We start from the raw sequence: 18,725 nt of genomic DNA, 5'->3' as shown, positions 1-18,725 counted from the left end.
ACGAATACAAGTTTGGCTAATCTAACCAATAATCAACAAATTGTGATCTAAGACTGTCCATGGTTAAAATAAAATTACACTGGATGAATTTGCAAAAATAGAAATTTATAAATGCAGATTTTCTTAAAAAAACCGCCATTTAGGCGGTTTTTTATAGCTGTTAATTCAACTTACCAGCTTAACGCACCACCAGTTTGGTAGTCTGTTACACGCGTTTCAAAGAAGTTTTTCTCTTTACGCAAGTCCATCATCTCAGACATCCAGCCAAATGGGTTGGTTACACCAGCAAACTGCTCAGGTAAACCAAGCTGCGCTAAACGACGGTTACAGATGAACTTCAAGTATTCTTCCATCATGCTTGCATTCATACCCAATACACCACGTGGCATCGTGTCACGCGCATATTCGATCTCAAGCATGGTGCCTTCAAGAATCATTTGAATCACTTCTTCTTGGAACTCAGCCGTCCACAAGTGCGGGTTCTCGATCTTGATCTGGTTGATCATGTCGATACCGAAGTTCAAGTGCATAGACTCATCACGCAAGATGTACTGGAACTGCTCAGCAACACCATTCATCTTGTTACGACGACCCATACTCAAGATTTGAGTAAAGCCACAGTAGAAGAAGATCCCTTCAAGTACGCAATAGAATGCGATCAAGTTACGCAGTAAACGTTGGTCGTTTTCAGGCGTACCTGTGTTGAACGTTGGATCACTTAAAGATTGAGTGTACTTCAAGCCCCACGATGCTTTACGCGCAACACTTGGAATCTCGCGGTACATGTTGAAGACTTCGCCTTCGTCCATACCCAAAGATTCGATACAGTATTGATAAGCATGCGTGTGAATCGCTTCTTCAAACGCTTGACGCAAGATGTACTGACGGCATTCAGGGTTAGTAATGTGACGGTAGATCGCCAAGACCAAGTTGTTTGCAACCAATGAGTCTGCAGTCGAGAAGAAACCCAAAGAACGCATGATGATGGTACGCTCATCTTCAGTTAAGCCATTTTCAGACTTCCAAAGCGCGATATCATGGTTCATGTTGACTTCTTGCGGCATCCAGTGGTTTGCACACCCGTCAAGATACTTCTGCCAAGCCCACTCGTATTTAAACGGAACAAGCTGGTTTAAGTCAGCGCGACAGTTGATCATCGCTTTATCATCAACCTGTACACGTTGTGCACCCATCTCAAGCTCTTCCAAGCCAGGTGCAGCATCTAAATGTTCTAAGGCAGCAGATGCTCGTGCCAACGAATCGGTTGGATTTGTTGATCGCACGGTACTGGTTCCAGCGGGTTGTGCAGCAGCCACGCGCGGCGATGATTGCTCTGAATCAGATACCACTTGCGTATTAACCGTTTTTTGCGTGTCGATGGGCGCAGACTTGTGTTCAGGTGTAGTCGGTTTTTGCGAATCATCTTCAAAATCGTCCCAACTAAGGATAGACATATCAATTCTCTCTTCGTTGCTTTATATCTTTTATTTAGACATCTCAAGCAAGGAGATGTCCTACTATACGCTCAATTTGTGTAAGCAAAATTAAGTTTTATTGATTGAGTTTTAAAAAGTGACCAATGGACACTGACAATCCCTAAGACTTATTTTGATTACGCTGTTGTCTACGTATTTTAAAAAACGCGTAAACGAGGGGGATATAAAACACTAGAAAGGCACAAATCAGAACAATCACACCAAATTGATAATTATGACTGAGATGGAACATGATCGATGCCTCTATAGAAACCTCTCTTGCGGAGCTTTAGTCGCTCATCACCTCTCCTAAAAGGAGAGGGGATTTATTGAGAGAGGAATAAAATTACTGACAAGCTTCGCAGTCTGGGTTGTCAATTGAACACGCCAATGGCACTGGCGCTGCTGTCGTGAAACCATCTTCTTCAACCGCAGTTTCAGGTTTCTTCTCAGCTACAACTGCCGCTGGTGCTGCTGCAACCACAGGCGCTTCAACCGATGCTGGTTTAACTGCATTCAGTGCACCCGTATTAATGGTTGATTTCTCAGCCGATGTTGCACCTAAAGCTCGGAGATAATATGTGGTTTTAAGACCACGTAACCATGCCATCTTATAGGTGATGTCAAGTTTCTTACCATTCGCGCCAGCGATGTAAAGGTTCAATGACTGTGCTTGGTCGATCCATTTTTGACGACGTGACGCAGCATCTACGATCCAGCGAGTATCTACTTCAAATGCAGTCGCGAAGATTGCTTTTAATTCTTCAGGAATACGCGCAATCTTTTGCACTGAACCTTCGAAGTGTTTTAGATCATTGACCATTACCGTATCCCAAAGACCACGTTCTTTTAATGCACGAACAAGGTAAGGGTTGATCACGGTGAACTCACCAGAAAGATTCGATTTCACATACAAGTTCTGGAAAGTTGGCTCAATCGATTGAGACACGCCACAAATGTTAGAGATGGTTGCAGTCGGTGCAATCGCCATCACATTTGAGTTACGCATACCGTCTTTCTGAACTTTAGTACGTAATGAATCCCAGTCTAAACGTTGAGTACGATCCACTTCGAACATACGCTCTGGACGTGATTTTGCAACGATTTCTAAAGAGTCGATTGGCAGAATCCCTTGATCCCACAATGAACCTTTGAATGTTGAATAAGCACCACGTTCAAGCGCAAGGTTGCTTGAAGTTTCGATTGCGTAGTAGCTGATCACTTCCATTGATTCATCGGCGAAATCAACCGCTGCATCTGAACCATAAGCAAGATTCATTTCATACAATGCATCTTGGAAGCCCATGATCCCCATACCTACAGGGCGGTGCTTCAAGTTTGAATTCTTTGCTTGTGGCACTGCATAGTAGTTAATGTCGATCACGTTATCGAGCATACGCACCGCAGTTTTCACTGTACGCGCAAGTTTCTCACGATCTAACACACCACCTTGAACGTGTTGTACAAGGTTGATCGAACCTAAGTTACACACCGCGATTTCATCTTGGTTAGTGTTTAAGGTGATTTCTGTACACAAGTTCGATGAGTGAACTACGCCCACATGTTGTTGTGGTGAACGTAAGTTACATACATCTTTGAATGTGATCCACGGGTGACCAGTTTCGAACAACATCGAAAGCATTTTGCGCCATAAGTCTTTCGCACGGACTTTCTTATGCAGCATGTTTTCTTGTTTTGCGACTGCTTCGTAGTGCGCATAACGCTCAGCAAATTCAGCACCTGTTAAATCATGCAGGTCTGGTGTTTCAGAAGGCGTGAACAGTGTCCATTCAGCATCTTCAAATACACGTTGCATGAACAAGTCAGGCACCCAGTTCGCCGTGTTCATGTCATGGGTACGACGACGGTCATCACCAGTGTTTTTACGGAGCTCTAGGAATTCTTCAACATCCAAGTGCCAAGTTTCAAGGTATGCACAGACTGCACCTTTACGCTTACCACCTTGGTTTACCGCAACGGCTGTATCGTTGGCAACTTTAAGGAATGGAACCACACCTTGAGATTTACCGTTGGTGCCTTTGATATATGAGTTCAAGGCACGAACTGGTGTCCAGTCATTACCTAAACCGCCAGCCCATTTAGACAACATTGCGTTATCACGCATTGCGCCATAAATGTCGTACAGGTCATCACCAATTGTCGTTAAGTAACAGCTTGATAATTGCGGACGCAAAGTACCTGAGTTAAATAGGGTCGGCGTAGATGCCATGTAGTCGAAGCTAGACAATAAGTCATAGAATTCGATTGCACGGTCTTCTTTATTTTCTTCGTTAAGTGCCAGACCCATCGACACACGCATAAAGAATAATTGTGGTAATTCAAAACGCACGCCATTTGAATGGATGAAGTAACGGTCAAATAAAGTTTGTAGACCTAAGTAAGTAAACTGGTTTGAGCGTTCTGGTTTGATCGCAGCAGCCAATTTAGCAAGGTCAAAGTTCAACAAGTCTTCAGAAAGCAGGTCAAGCTCGATCCCTTTCTTTAAGAAAGTTTCTAAAGCATCGCCTTCCAAGGTTTCTGCAGGCAGACCCAAGAACTCTAAACCTGTGCTGACCAATTCGCTACTGAGTAAACGAGCAGTCACATAAGTATAGTTTGGCTCTTGTTCGATACGGGTACGCGTTGCCATCATCATGGTGGTCGCGATATCGCTTTCTTTTACGCCGTTGTATAAGTTCTTTACGGTTTCATCAAGGATGGCTTGAACATCAATCCCTTCTAGACCTTCACTTGCAGTTTCAATCGTTGCTGTAAGTGCATCCAAATCCAATGGCTGGAGCTGACCATTGGCATCGGTGATTTGCAGGGTAGGGTGATGGTTCGCACCAGTTTGCTGACGAGCACTTGCGCGTTGGTCACGATAAATCACATAGGCACGGGCAACTTTCTGTTCGCCAGTACGCATCAATGCCAATTCAACTTGGTCTTGGATTTCTTCGATATGAATCGTGCCACCAGAAGGTAGGCGACGATTAAAGGTGTTCATAACCATTTCTGTCAGTTGGGTGATACGGTCATGGATACGACTTGAATCAGTACCTTGTTGACCTTCAACTGCTAAAAATGCTTTCCCAATCGCAACAGAAATTTTCTCGGCATTAAATGTCGCAATCTCACCGGTGCGCTTAATGACCTGAAGTTGGCCAGGAGTAGAAGTGATGATGCTCATGTCAGCATAGCTCCATTATCATCTATTTTTATGTTCATTGACCGTTTGAATCGAGCAAAAAGTATGCCACGATGTTTGAGGGATAAACACAATACTTAGTGGTTAAAGTTTATTTTCAACACAAGATACGGGATTTTTTGGAGTAGATCAATCCTTGACATTTTACTAATTTTTTTTTCATGTCTTAACTGCTGAAATCACAGTCACATAGCATATCAAAGCCGTTAAAAAAGGCTTATAGATAACTCTGTGGATAACTCAAAAAACAGACACTTAAATTGTTTTGGGCGAATAAAGAAACAAATTGTTTAACATTGGCACAAAATCTATACTAAATATTCATCCTGTCGGAAAATGCATATATTTCTGAAAAATATATTAAAATTCATAATTTTAATAAAAAGATAACAAAACAGGGTAAGCGTGTATCAGTTTGGTGAACGGCTACTTGTTTACAATGTAAACGTGTGTATATTGCAAAACATAAACCAATGTATCTATCAGATTTTTATAGATGGATTCACTCAGATTTTAGGGGCAACAAATGAGCCAAGAAGAAAAGTTACCGAAGATTTTAATCGTAGAAGATGATGAACGCTTAGCACGTTTAACACAAGAGTATTTGATTCGTAACGGTTTAGAAGTTGGAGTCGAAACGGATGGTAATCGTGCAATCCGTCGCATTATCAGCGAGCAACCCGATCTTGTGGTGCTGGATGTAATGTTACCGGGTGCAGATGGTCTAACCGTTTGTCGTGAAGTGCGTCCACATTATCATCAACCGATTTTGATGCTCACTGCACGTACTGAAGATATGGATCAGGTGCTTGGTTTAGAAATGGGTGCAGATGACTATGTTGCTAAACCTGTTCAGCCACGTGTGTTATTAGCGCGCATCCGTGCTTTATTACGTCGCACTGACAAAACAGTAGAAGACGAAGTAGCACAACGTATCGAATTTGATGATCTGGTGATTGATAATGGCGGTCGTTCAGTGACTTTAAATGGTGAGTTGGTTGACTTCACCAGCGCTGAATATGACTTGTTATGGTTATTGGCGTCGAATGCCGGTCGTATCCTGTCTCGTGAAGATATTTTCGAGCGTTTACGTGGCATCGAATACGATGGCCAAGATCGTTCGATTGATGTGCGTATTTCACGTATCCGTCCAAAAATTGGTGATGATCCAGAAAATCCAAAACGTATTAAAACAGTACGTAGTAAAGGTTATTTATTCGTTAAAGAAACCAACGGAATCTAAACACGCTAAAGCCTCCTGATCACAGGGGGCTTTTCCCTTGATAGCGGGCTCTGTGCAGCGTGGCTGTTTAGGGAGAGGTGTTAACTAGCTTGGAATTATTTACCCTATGGTAAGTCGAGTACTGAAAAACAGCATATTTTTGCGTATCTATGCTGGTTTGGTCGTTTTGGTCGTTGTGGTTGCCGCATTTTGTTATTTGCTGGTGCAGATCATTAACTATCAACGGGCGCAAGAATATCGCGAATCTCTTACCGATGGCATTTCCTATGTCATTAGTGAAGGGGTGTCTCGTCAGCCAGAAAAACAACAAAAGTTAGATTGGATTTCAGATGCCTCTGATTTGCTGGAATTGCCGATCTACTATGTGGATGCAGAGCGGGTAGAACTGTCTCGTACCGAAAAAAAGCGTATCGCTGAACAAAAGTCAGTGGTTCGTTACGATGCCAATAATGGCATCGGCTATATCATTATCGGTCTAAAAGACGATCCTAAGCATTACCTCTATATCAAAGTCGATAAAATTGGCGAACGCCAAATGAAAGCGTTGCCGATCTTTGTACTGGATTATTTGATTTTTTATCCAGGGCAGGAGCGTGAGTACTTAGAGAAAATCAAAAAGCACTTCTATTATCCAATTGAAATTGTAGATATTAAAGATATCAATCTGGATTCGGAACAAATTGGTCGTTTGCGCCAAGATCAAAGCGTGTTGTTGTATAAAGACAGTGCTACGGTACGCGGTACCACCATTTCCATTGTTTCGCCAATGCCGAATCATTCTGCACAAGTGCTGGTTCTAGGACCTGTGCCGATGTTTAATTGGATGCCATTCCAGCTTTCCGCAGGCATTACCTTATTTAGCTTGTTCCTGTTGAGTTTGGGTGTTTATGGTTTGATTCTGCCACTTGAGCGTAAAATCCGTCAGGTGCGTTATGCCTTAAACAAAATGAAGTCTGGGGATTTGTCCTTGCGTGTCCCGATTGAGGGCAGCGATGAAATGGCGAACTTGGCCTCCAGTTATAACAACATGTCCGATCATATTCAGCGTCTGATCGAGGCACAGCGTGAATTGATGCGTGCGGTATCGCATGAGCTCAGAACCCCTGTGGCGCGGATTCGATTCGGTATGGAAATGCTGGCAGAAGAAGACGACTATAATTATCGTATTCAACAGGTGGACATGATCGATAAGGATATTGAAGCCCTCAATACCTTGATTGATGAGATCATGACCTATGCCAAACTGGAACAGGGCACGCCATCTTTAGATTTCGAAGACATTGTCTTGGTTGAAGTGCTGGATCAAGTGGCAATGGAAACCGAAGCGCTGAAGACGCAAAAAGAAATTGAATTGATTGCACCGCCTTTGGCTCTAAAAGTGGATGCAGAACGCCGTTATCTACATCGTGTGGTGCAGAATCTGGTGGGTAATGCGGTCCGTTACTGTGATCATAAAGTGCGCATCAGTGGTGGTGTTCGTGCTGATGGCAATGCCTATGTCTGCGTTGAAGATGACGGACCGGGGATTCCTGAGCAGGAGCGCAGCCGTATTTTTGAAGCCTTTGCCCGCTTAGATGATAGCCGTACCCGTGCTTCGGGGGGGTATGGTCTAGGTCTGTCGATTGTCAGTCGTATTGCCTACTGGTTTGGTGGCACCATTCAAGTGGATCAGAGTCCAAACTTGGGCGGCGCGCGCTTTATCATGACCTGGCCTGCCAAGCGTTATAAACAGGTGATTAAGAAATAATAGAAGAAAAGGAATGATGCCAGTCATTCCTTTTTTTATGTGCAGCAATAAAAAAGCCAAAGCGCAATGCTTTGGCTAAATCAGGTTTTTAAATGATCTTGTTTTATCGCTGCTTACTCATGAACAGATGGATCAGGTTCAATCAATGGTTTTCCTGAGCGAAGACCCTGCAATGCATCTGCATTGAAGTCAATCAGCAGCGCATTGTTCTTAATATCGATTTTATAGCCTTTGATCAGGGTTTGATCTCCATTTAAGGTTTCGACTTTATAACTATCTGCAATATTGAGAATACTTTCTAAATTGGTGGTTGTGGCGGCAAAATCCTCTCTAAATACTTCGTAAATGTCTCTTAAATCAAAAATCGCATTATCAGCATCTGGATGTTTTCGAACATAACTTTCTATATGGCGCATCAGAAGTTGTGAAAAAAAGAAATAATCCGAAGCGTGAGTGTATTCTAGATGCATGTTTTTCTCCTTTTGTGCTCATTCTAGAATACTCATCTATTCACACTGCTGTGTATAAAGATAATTAAAGTATTTAGCTGAATTGCAACATATTATGTCGAAATGACAACTTGATTGCGGCCCTGTCGTTTGGCTTGATAGAGCGCATCATCGGCCTGCTTAAATAATTGCTCAATAGCGTGCTGATTTTCAGGCTCACAAATACAAATCCCGATACTGATTTGAATCGAAAAAGTCTGTTGCGCTGCGTATTCGATCGGCGTTTGACTGATTTGCAGACGAATTTTTTCCGCGCATAGGTAGGCGGCATCAGCATTGGTATTGGTCATAAAGATGGCAAATTCTTCACCACCTAAACGGCCCAGTAGATCTTGCGGTCTGAGCAGGCTCTGAATGGTGTGTACACAGCTTTGTAAGGCACGATCACCCATCTGGTGCCCATAACTGTCATTCACCTGTTTAAAGTGATCAATGTCGAGCATGAGAAAAGCGGTCGTTTGACCCGTGTAAGTTGCCTGTTGCTGGAACAGTTGCACCGATTGCAAAAATTGGCGTCGGGTTAAGCTTGAGGTCAGTTCGTCATGGGCGATGGTGTGCTGTAACTCTTGGATCAGCTTGGATCGCACCATATTGATACTGGATACCGTGAGCGGGGCAATGGTCATCATAATCAGCCCAAGGCGGATAGAGATGGCATTGTTTAAAAACTGCTCGGGGTAAAGTAACAGATAGTTTTGCGAGACGTGATAGATCACAAAGGCGCAGCTGATCGAGGTAATAACGGCCACTGAAAAATGGCGATAGCTCAAAGCACACCAAATCAGGGCGGCAATTGGATACAGCAGTGAACCGGGGCCTGTATCATAGTAGCCAATCGCAATCGAAAAAATAACCGCAAACAAGGGTAAGCTTTCTTGTACCGTTTGAGTCTTAAATTCTTTAAGTTGCTGTTTAAACTCGGCGAAATGCGGCGCACTGATCATCGCAGGCAGCAGTAATAAGGCATTTTGGATTTCAGCGGTAAACCAGTAGCCAAAATCTGTCCAGAATGAACCGAGCGCGAATTTGGTATTGAGTAAGGGCAGAGTCAGCGCTGCAAATGATGAGCTGGCCAAACCGCCGATACAGCAGAAACTGAAGAGAAAGAGATAAAAATAGCCGTGATGCAGTGAGCGGATAAAGGCATTAAATTTGATATATAGGGTCAGTGTGGTGATGACATAGAGCAAATTGGCAGAGTTCAAGCAGATATTCAGCAAGAGAGGTGTGCCTTGCAAGGCGTCCGCAAGCAGATAGCCGACAATTGCTCCTATAAAACTGATTGGGTGCCGAGTTTGTGGAAAGCGAATCAGTAAACCTAGTAGCACCGAGTTTGCAGGCCAAAAAGAGGCTAAAAAAGTCAGATGTCGGGTGGCGATGCCGAGTAGGCAGCATAGTAGAATCACCCCCGCAAAGAGTAAAAATAATTGTAACAGCGAGCGTGGTTTTAATGCTGCATGAGCTTGGGGCATTCTGACGCGGTTCTATGGGGAGATAAGGTCGCTATTATATAAATTTTGTTTAAATTTTCATCATAAATTTGTATCAATGCAATGATTTAGTTCGTGCTGCAATATATTGGGGCAAGGCGATTAAAATAAGAATGTTTTTAATGCTTAAATAAAGAAAAAAATGATCAATATTCTGTTCTTGATTAGATAATTCGATTTTTAGGGGTGAATTAACCATGATCTTGGATATATCTGTAAATTTAAGGACAAAATCATCCGAAAGACTAAAGCGCTTCAACTAGCATGAGAAATTAGAAATCAGGTACAATTGGCGGGATTAATTTTGTGTTTGGTGTATTTGAAGGCCAATACATACATTCTTTGTTAAAAATAGGCCTGCCAGGAGTTATCCCCGCATGAGTGCCATTACTCCATACGAATGGGCAATTATTGCCTTCGTGATCGGCGTTACATTTCTTTGCGTTTTTATGCTGACAGTTCCCTTACTCCTCGGGGGTAAAGCATGGGGACGTGCAAAGCAAGAGCAGTTTGAATCAGGTGTAGTAGGTGCGGGCGGTGCTCGTATCCGCTTGTCAGCCAAGTTCTATCTAGTTGCAATTTTCTTTGTGGTTTTCGATCTAGAAGCCCTCTATCTCTACGCTTGGGCAACTTCAGTTCGTGAAGTTGGTTGGGTGGGTTTTGCAACTGCTGCCGTATTTATTTTGGTTTTATTAATCGGTTTGATTTATGAACTTTCTACGGGCTCTCTTAACTGGGCACCTTCAGATCGTCGTAAAGCAGCTGGCGTGAAGACCAAAATCGGTTCGCCAAATATGAACATTGCTGACATTACTCGATTTAATAACATTGAAGAGTTAGTTGTCGATCCTACTGGTCATATTCCAGCACAGTCTTCTGGTCGTGTTAAATCTAAAACACCGACTACATCATTACTTAAAAAGGAGTAAGTCGGGATGAAATATACTTTAACCCGTGCGAATCCGGATGCCGATCAATATCCATTACAAGATCGTCAAATCGTCACTGATCCACTTGAGGAAGAAGTGAATAAAAGTGTGATGATGACACGTCTTGAGGATGTGTTGCATACAGCAGTGAACTGGGGGCGTAAAAACTCTTTGTGGCCATTTAACTTTGGTACATCATGCTGCTACGTTGAATATGCAACTACATTAACAGGTGTACATGACTTGTCACGTTTTGGTGCCGAGGTTATTCGTGCTTCACCGCGTCAAGCAGATTTGATGATTGTTGCAGGGACATGCTTTGTCAAAATGGCGCCTGTTATTCAACGTTTGTATGAACAAATGCTTGAGCCGAAATGGGTCATTTCAATGGGTGCTTGTGCTAACTCAGGTGGTATGTACGACATCTATTCAGTGGTTCAAGGCGTAGATAAAATTATTCCTGTTGATGTGTACATCCCAGGTTGTCCGCCGCGTCCAGAAGCATTAATCCAAGCATTGATGTTATTGCAAGACCAAATTCAACTTGAGCGCCGTCCACTTTCAGCGGTTATTGGTGATGATCTTCAGCCTGTGTATAAGCCAAAGATGATGCCAGAACGTGACCGTAAAAATGCGGAACGTATTGCGGTGAAAAACCTACGCTCTATGGATGACATTAAATAATTTTAACGATGAGTTTTGACATATTCCATGAGGAATATGGTCGTCGGAAAAATTGACAAAATTTGTATTAAATAGGAAGCCAAGCCAATGGCTGAAACTGACATTGCTATGCCAGAATCAACTCCAGTTGATTCACGCCCAGCATTTGCAATCGTAGAAGAGCTCAAAACCAAGTTTGGTGAGAACTTCTATGTGCAGGCGACTTTTGAAGAGTTTCCAACAGTCTGGGTTGAGCGCGCACGCGTGCAAGAAGTCCTTATGTTCCTCCGTAAAGTGGAACGTCCTTATGTAATGTTGTTTGACTTGTCAGCGGTCGATGAGCGTTTACGTGTTCACCGTGACGGTTTGCCAGCATCTGACTTTACTGTGTTCTATCACTTGTTATCGCTTGAGCGTAATAGTGATATTCGTATTAAAGTTGCATTGAATGAAAATGATTTAAGCATCCCAACCGCAACCAATATTTGGCCAAATGCCAACTGGTACGAGCGTGAAGCTTACGATATGTTTGGTATCGATTTCGCTGGGCATCCAATGCTCCGTCGTATCTTGTTGCCAACCTATTGGGAAGGTCATCCGTTACGTAAAGAATATTCTGCCCGTGCGACAGAATATACCCCGTATATGCAAGACCAAGCGAAGCAAGATTTCGAACAAGAACACTTACGCTTTGTTCCAGAAGACTGGGGTCTAAAACGCGGTAATGATGATGAAGACTTCATGTTCCTGAACTTGGGTCCTAACCATCCATCTGCGCACGGTGCGTTCCGTGTGGTATTACAGTTGGACGGTGAAGAAGTCAAAGACTGTGTGCCTGATATCGGTTATCACCACCGTGGTGTGGAAAAGATGGCTGAACGTCAAACCTGGCATTCATTCATTCCGTATACCGATCGTGTTGACTACCTCGGTGGTTGTGCGCAAAACATGCCATATGTGATGGCGGTTGAGCAGCTTGCGGGTATTAAAGTCCCAGAGCGCGCACAAGTCATTCGTGTGATGTTGAACGAATTATTCCGTATCAATAACCACTTGTTGTTCTGTGGTACAGCGATTCAGGATGCGGGTGGTATGACCCCTGTATTCTATATGTTCGCGGACCGTCAGAAAGTCTATGACATCGTTGAAGCGATCACCGGTTACCGTATGCACCCAGCATGGTTCCGTATCGGTGGTACTGCGCATGACCTTCCAAATAACTGGCAAAAGCTAGTGAAAGAATTGTTGGAATGGATGCCGAAACGTTTGAACGAGTACTACACTGCAGCGCTTAAAAACTCAGTCTTTATCGGTCGTACGCGTAATGTTGCGCAATACGATGCGAAATCTGCGTTGGCTTGGGGTGTGACAGGTACTGGCTTACGTGCAACGGGTATTGACTTTGATGTTCGTAAATACCGTCCATATAGTGGTTATGAAAACTTCGACTTTGATATTCCAGTGGAATACGAAGGCGATGCCTATGCACGTGTCTTGGTTCACTTCCGTGAAATCACTGAATCATTGAAAATCATTCAGCAGTGCTTGGATAACATGCCATCTGGTCCATATAAAGCGGATCACCCATTGGCAGTTCCACCACCGAAAGATAAGACATTACAAGATATTGAAACCTTGATTACGCACTTCTTGAGCGTCTCTTGGGGTCCTGTAATGCCAGCGGGCGAGTCTTCATTTATGACTGAAGTGGTGAAGGGTGCGAGTACCTATTACCTCACTTCTGATAAGTCAACCATGAGTTATCGTACCCGTATTCGTACACCAACGTTCACGCATTTACAGCAAATGCCTTCAGTGATTAATGGCAGTTTGGTTTCTGACTTGATCATTTATTTGGCGACTATTGACGTAGTTATGGCTGATGTGGATCGCTAGGGGTAAACGATTATGATGATTTTGACTGATAAAAAACCACGTGTGAATGTTGAAGGGATTTTGACTGCGGACGAAATTCATGACATTGAACATCACATTGGTCATTACCCGTACCCACGTGCAGCCTCTCTGGATGCGTTGAAGTGTGTACAGCGCCGTAATGGTTGGGTAGATGATGCACAAATGAATGCGATTGCACAGTTGTTGACAATGAGTGTGGCGGATCTTGAAGGTGTTGCAACTTTCTATAACCGTATCTACCGTCAACCAGTTGGTCGCCATGTAATTTTATTGTGTGACTCAATTGCATGCTTCTTGATGGGTGCAGAAACTTTGGCAGAAGCGTTCCAGCGCGAGTTGGGGATCCAGTACGGACAAACCACAGCTGATGGTCGTTTTACCTTGCTCCCAATTTGCTGTTTAGGCAACTGCGATAAAGGTCCAACTTTAATGATTGATGAAGATACGCACGGCCTCGTGGACGTGTCATCAGTTAAACAGTTATTGGAGAAGTATGTATGAATACTGAACCAAAACCAATTTATGGCGACGGTAACCCAGAAACGCATCCATTGACTTGGCGTTTGAGCAAACAAGAGTTTGTTCGTGCGGCAGATGACTACGAAGCACTTGAAGGTTATGCTGGCTTTAAAAAAGCACTCAGCATGCCACCAAAAGACGTGCTTGAAGTGATTAAAGCTGCGACAGTCAAAGGTCGTGGTGGTGCAGGTTTCCCAGCAGGGATTAAATGGTCATTGATGGCACCCAATGATGGTGGCCCACGCTATTTGATCTGTAATGCCGATGAAATGGAACCAGGTACCTTTAAAGATCGTTTGTTGATGGAAAAACTTCCTCATCAATTGATCGAAGGCATGCTGATTGCGGGTTATACCTTAGAAGCAACTCAAGGTTATATCTTCATCCGTGGTGAATATGTCGAAGCAGCTCAATACTTAAATGAAGCATTAGAGCAAATCCGTGCTAAAGGTTACTTGGGTGACAACATCCTTGGAACAGGCTGGAACTTTGATATGCATGTTCACACTGGCGCAGGTCGTTATATCTGTGGTGAAGAAACGGCATTGATCAACTCGCTTGAAGGTCGCCGTGCCAATCCGCGTACCAAACCACCATTCCCGCAAGTTGCAGGGGCATGGGGGCGTCCAACGATTGTGAACAACGTTGAAACCTACAATAACTTGCCAGCGATCATGTTGCGTGGTCCAGAGTGGTATATCAACCTATCTGCGGGTAAGTCGAAAGATCCAGGCACCAAGATTTATGGTGCATCAGGCAAAGTTAAATTCCCGGGTCTTTGGGAACTTCCATTCGGTACAACTGCGCGTGAAGTGATTGAAGAGCACGCGGGTGGTATGCGTGATGGCTTAACCCTGAAAGCTTGGTTACCAGGTGGCGCATCGACGGACTTCTTGGCTGCTGAACACATTGATTTGCCAATGGATTCTGAAACAATCATGAAAGCGGGTTCTCGTTTAGGAACTTGTCTGCTCATGGTGGTGGATGAAAGCCAATGTATGGTCTCTGCGACACGTAACTTAGAAGAATTCTTCGCACGTGAATCATGTGGTTTCTGTACACCATGCCGTGACGGTTTACCTTGGGCAGTGAAAGCGCTTAAAGCACTGGAAACAGGCGAAGGTAAGAAAGAAGATATCGATCATTTACAAGAATTGACGCGTAAATTATGGATCGGTAAAACTTTCTGTGCTCACGCACCAGGTGCGATGGAGCCGCTTATGGGCGCACTTAAATATTTCCGTAATGAGTTTGAGGCTAAGGTTAAGACCCATGCTCCAGCTCTAGACGTAGAACAAGCTTAAGGAATTCGACTATGGCTACAATTCATGTCGATGGAAAATCGTATGAAGTCAACGGCTCAGAAAACTTGCTACAAGCATGTCTCAGCCTTGGCATCGACATCCCGTATTTTTGTTGGCACCCATCCTTAGGTTCTGTTGGTTCTTGTCGTCAATGTGCGGTGACTCAGTATGCGAATCCTGAGGACACACGTGGGCGTTTGGTGATGTCATGTATGACACCTGCGACCGACAATACCTATATTTCGATTGAAGACAAAGAAGCGACGGATTTCCGTGCCTCGATCGTTGAATTCTTGATGACCAACCACCCACACGACTGTCCAGTCTGTGAAGAAGGTGGTCACTGTCATTTACAAGATATGACCGTCATGACTCAGCACGATCGTCGTCGTTATCGCTTTACCAAACGTACTCACTATAACCAAGAGTTGGGTTCGTTCATTGCGCATGAGATGAACCGTTGTATCGCGTGCTACCGTTGTGTGCGTTACTACAAAGACTATGCTGGTGGTACCGATTTTGGTGTCTATGCCAATGCATCACGTGTTTATTTCGGTCGCCCAGAATCAGGTACTTTAGAATCTGAGTTCTCAGGTAACCTGACTGAAGTGTGTCCAACAGGTGTATTTACCGACAAGACCCATTCAGCACGTTATAACCGTAAATGGGATATGCAATATGCGCCAAGCGTATGTTTCGGCTGTTCTTCAGGTTGTAACATCTCTCCGGGTGAACGCTATGGCGAAATCCGTCGCGTTGAAAACCGTTTCAATGGTTCTGTGAACCAATACTTCCTTTGTGATAAAGGTCGTTTCGGTACAGGCTATGTGAACCGTGAAGACCGTCCACGTCAACCGCAGTTCCGTAATGGTGAAACTGTTGCAACCGTGACTGTTGATCAGGCACTTGATCAAGTGATTACGCAACTTCAAGGTAAGAAAGTGTTAGGTATTGGTTCTCCACGCGCGAGCTTGGAATCAAACTACGCACTGCGTGAGTTGGTTGGACAAGATAACTACTCAACAGGGATGTCTCAAAAAGAGCAGAACTTGGTTGAGTTAGCGGCTTCAATCATGCAAACACAGGGTATTTACAACCCGAACATGCGTGAAATTGAAAGCTATGATGCGGTATTGATCTTGGGTGAAGACTTAACTCAAACTGCACCACGTATGGCCTTGTCTGTGCGTCAAGCTGCGAAAAACAAAGCCAAAGAAATGGCTGCTGCAACACGTACACCAGACTGGCTAGCTGAACCTGTACAACGTATTGGTCAAGATGCAAAATCACCAATCTATATTCTTGCTGCAACGCAAACGCGTTTAGCGGATGTGGCGACAGGTGAAGTGGTTGCATCTCCAAATGACATCGCACGTTTAGGTTTCGCGGTTGCTTCTGCTGTTAAAGGTGAAGCAATTTCTGGTTTAGCGGATGATGCCAAAGCATTTGCGCAAACCATTGCAGATACTTTGAAAGCTGCGAAAAAGCCATTGATTATCTCGGGTACCAGCTTACAAGATCCTGCAATTATGGAAGCGGCTGCTCAAGTTGCGCAAAACCTCGGTGGAAATGCGGGCTTGTCATTGACTGTTCCTGAAGTGAACTCAATGGGCTTGGCTCTGTTTGGTGGCTTAAGCCTAGAGCAAGCGTTTGCACAAGATTTTGATGCTGTGGTTGTGGTTGAAAATGACTTAACCCGTCGTTTACCTGTGGCACAAGTAAAAGCTGCATTAGATAAAGCTGAAACTATGATCGTATTGGATCATAGCGAAACTGAAACTTTGAAACTTGCAGATATCGTACTTTCAGCGGCAAGCTTTGCTGAAGGCGATGGTACTGTCGTCAGCCAAGAAGGCCGTGCACAACGTTTCTATCAAGTGTATGACCCAAGCTACTACAAGCCTGAATACGCGATCAAAGAATCATGGCGCTGGTTACATGCCGTTGAGACAGGTCTCAAAGGTAAGGCGGTCGACTGGACATTGCTGGATGATGTGATTGAAGACATCGTTAAGAATGTACCAGTACTTGCTGCGATTGAAGAAGTTGCACCAGATGCGGGCTACCGTATCCATGGTTTGAAGATTGCACGTGAACCACGTCGTTATTCAGGTCGTACCGCAATGCGTGCGCCGTTATCGATTCACGAACCGAAACAGCCGACGGATATCGACTCTGCATTAACCTTCTCAATGGAAGGTTATGTAGGGAATCAGACTGCATCTTCATTGGTACCTTTCGCATGGTCTGCGGGTTGGAACTCACCACAAGCTTGGAACAAATACCAAGATGAAGTGGGTGGTCACTTAAAAGGTGGTGATTCGGGTATCCGTTTATTCGATCGTTTAGCTAAACGTCCTGCACGTAGCTATGTTGCACCAACTGCTGTGGTTGTGAACCCTGAAAGCTTCCGTCTTGTGCCAATGCACCATATCTTTGGTTCGGGTGAATTCACCATTAAAACACCGGCAATGGAATCTCGTATTCCTGAAGCGATGTTTGCGGTAGGTGAACAAGATGCAACACGCTTAAATGTTCAAGATGGTCAACGTATTACAGTGCAAGCGGGTGAAACCAGCATCAGCTTACCTGTACAGGTGATTGAATATTTACCAACAGGTTATATTGGTTATCCAATTGGTTTAGCACCAACTGTTTCATTGGCAGAGCCTGTTTCTGTGGCGGTAGGAGTGTAATTCATGAATCAAGAAATTATACGTCAAACGCCACTTTGGGCTGAGAACTGGCCAATCGCTTATTCAGTGATTCAGGCGATTGTGATCTTGCTGGTGGTGGTTTTGGTTGCTGCTTTGATGTCATTTATTGAGCGTCGTCTCTTGGCATTATGGCAAGACCGTTATGGTCCAAACCGTGTCGGTCCGGGTGGTATGTTCCAGATCGTTGCCGACATGCTCAAGATCATGTTCAAAGAAGACTGGACACCAAAGTTTGCGGATAAGCTGACTTTCCGTTTAGCACCAGCAGTTGCGATGGCAACTGCGGTACTTTCGTTTATGGTGATCCCAGTAAGTCCAACACTGGGCGTTGCGGACATGAGTATCGGCCTATTGTTCTTTATGGCAATGGCAGGTATTGCAGTTTATGCCGTGTTATTTGGTGGTTGGGCGTCTAACAACAAATACTCATTACTCGGTGGTCTTCGTTCTGCTGCTCAAACCATTTCTTATGAAGTGTTCTTGGGTATCTCGTTGATGGGTGTGGTTGCAATTGCAGGCTCATTCAACATGCGTGAAATCGTTGAAGCACAACGTGATATGTGGTTCATCATTCCTCAATTCTTAGGTTTCTTGATCTTTGTGGTTGCGGGTGTTGCGGTCACGCACCGTCACCCATTTGACCAACCAGAAGCTGAACAAGAATTGGCTGAAGGTTACCATGTTGAATATGGTGGGATGAAGTGGGGGATGTTCTTCGTTGCGGAATACGTCAACGTGGTTTTGATCTCGGCTTTGATCGTGACTTTATTCTTCGGCGGATGGCTTGCACCATTTAACTTAGAAATTCCATTTGTTCCACCATTATTCTGGTTCGTAATTAAAACAGCATTCTTTGTAATGATGTTTGTCTTGGCGCGTGGTTCGTTAATGCGTCCACGTTATGACCAAGTGATGAACTTTGGTTGGAAAGTTTGTTTGCCATTGGCGTTGGTCAACTTGTTAGTGACTGGTGCTGTGATTCTGATGAATCAGGCCTAGGACAG

14 protein-coding genes are annotated in these 18,725 nt (G+C 44.1%); 9 read left to right on the top strand and 5 right to left on the bottom strand.

Translation table 11 applies throughout. The features are described from left to right. Positions 1–170: 170 nt before the first annotated feature. From NDN13_RS10560 to NDN13_RS10550, 3 genes are all read right to left on the bottom strand, one after another. Entirely contained in the window at positions 171–1,454 is a 1,284-nt protein-coding gene (locus NDN13_RS10560; RefSeq protein ID WP_251115432.1) for a ribonucleotide-diphosphate reductase subunit beta, read from the bottom strand. A 142-nt stretch (positions 1,455–1,596) separates the two neighbouring features. Beyond that, entirely contained in the window at positions 1,597–1,728 is a 132-nt protein-coding gene (locus NDN13_RS10555) for a hypothetical protein (protein WP_004655460.1), read from the bottom strand. A 93-nt stretch (positions 1,729–1,821) separates the two neighbouring features. Next, complete coding sequence (locus NDN13_RS10550) at positions 1,822–4,665, bottom strand: ribonucleoside-diphosphate reductase subunit alpha (protein ID WP_251115431.1); 2,844 nt, start codon at positions 4,663–4,665, stop codon at positions 1,822–1,824. A gap of 544 nt (positions 4,666–5,209) precedes the next feature. On the opposite strand from NDN13_RS10550, the gene bfmR reads away from it, so the two are divergent. Then, a complete protein-coding gene (gene bfmR, locus NDN13_RS10540; RefSeq protein ID WP_004655457.1) occupies positions 5,210–5,926 on the top strand; it encodes a response regulator transcription factor BfmR in 717 nt (238 codons plus the stop codon). Positions 5,927–6,032: 106 nt separating this feature from the next. After that, complete coding sequence (gene bfmS / locus NDN13_RS10535) at positions 6,033–7,673, top strand: sensor histidine kinase BfmS (protein WP_251115430.1); 1,641 nt, start codon at positions 6,033–6,035, stop codon at positions 7,671–7,673. 113 nt (positions 7,674–7,786) lie between these two features. Here bfmS and NDN13_RS10530 read toward each other — a convergent pair whose 3' ends face one another. Together NDN13_RS10530 and NDN13_RS10525 are read right to left on the bottom strand one after the other, a co-directional pair. After that, entirely contained in the window at positions 7,787–8,143 is a 357-nt protein-coding gene (locus tag NDN13_RS10530; protein WP_251115429.1) for a hypothetical protein, read from the bottom strand. A gap of 92 nt (positions 8,144–8,235) precedes the next feature. Continuing rightward, the gene (locus NDN13_RS10525) at positions 8,236–9,654 is read right to left on the bottom strand and encodes a GGDEF domain-containing protein (RefSeq protein WP_251115428.1); all 1,419 of its coding nucleotides are present in this window, start codon (positions 9,652–9,654) and stop codon (positions 8,236–8,238) included. Between the two features lie 395 nt (positions 9,655–10,049). Between NDN13_RS10525 and ndhC the strand changes: the two genes are divergently transcribed. The 7 genes from ndhC to nuoH all read left to right on the top strand — a co-directional run bounded on the left by ndhC (position 10,050) and on the right by nuoH (position 18,720). After that, positions 10,050–10,601 carry an NADH-quinone oxidoreductase subunit A gene (ndhC, locus tag NDN13_RS10520; RefSeq protein ID WP_251115427.1) on the top strand — a complete coding sequence of 184 codons (552 nt, stop codon included), beginning with the start codon at positions 10,050–10,052 and terminating at the stop codon, positions 10,599–10,601. A gap of 6 nt (positions 10,602–10,607) precedes the next feature. Further along, a complete protein-coding gene (locus NDN13_RS10515; protein ID WP_004655450.1) occupies positions 10,608–11,285 on the top strand; it encodes a NuoB/complex I 20 kDa subunit family protein in 678 nt (225 codons plus the stop codon). Between the two features lie 87 nt (positions 11,286–11,372). Continuing rightward, positions 11,373–13,160, top strand: coding sequence for an NADH-quinone oxidoreductase subunit C/D (gene nuoC / locus NDN13_RS10510; RefSeq protein ID WP_004655448.1), 1,788 nt, complete (start codon positions 11,373–11,375; stop codon positions 13,158–13,160). A 12-nt stretch (positions 13,161–13,172) separates the two neighbouring features. Next, positions 13,173–13,682: an NADH-quinone oxidoreductase subunit NuoE gene (nuoE, locus tag NDN13_RS10505; protein WP_004804770.1), complete on the top strand. Its 510-nt coding sequence runs from the start codon at positions 13,173–13,175 to the stop codon at positions 13,680–13,682. After that, a complete protein-coding gene (nuoF, locus tag NDN13_RS10500; protein WP_251115426.1) occupies positions 13,679–15,004 on the top strand; it encodes an NADH-quinone oxidoreductase subunit NuoF in 1,326 nt (441 codons plus the stop codon). The genes nuoE and nuoF overlap by 4 nt, the downstream gene beginning before the upstream one ends. Before the next feature lie 11 nt (positions 15,005–15,015). Further along, positions 15,016–17,700, top strand: a complete 2,685-nt coding sequence (nuoG, locus tag NDN13_RS10495; RefSeq protein WP_251115425.1) for an NADH-quinone oxidoreductase subunit NuoG — start codon at positions 15,016–15,018, stop codon at positions 17,698–17,700. A gap of 3 nt (positions 17,701–17,703) precedes the next feature. Further along, complete coding sequence (gene nuoH / locus NDN13_RS10490) at positions 17,704–18,720, top strand: NADH-quinone oxidoreductase subunit NuoH (RefSeq protein WP_004655440.1); 1,017 nt, start codon at positions 17,704–17,706, stop codon at positions 18,718–18,720. The last annotated feature ends 5 nt before the right edge of the window (positions 18,721–18,725 follow it).

It is taken from the genome of Acinetobacter sp. C32I (genome assembly GCF_023702715.1).
Taxonomy (GTDB): domain Bacteria; phylum Pseudomonadota; class Gammaproteobacteria; order Pseudomonadales; family Moraxellaceae; genus Acinetobacter.
The sequence above is the reverse complement of the archived record's forward strand: the minus strand, read 5'-3'. Positions and strand labels throughout refer to the sequence as shown.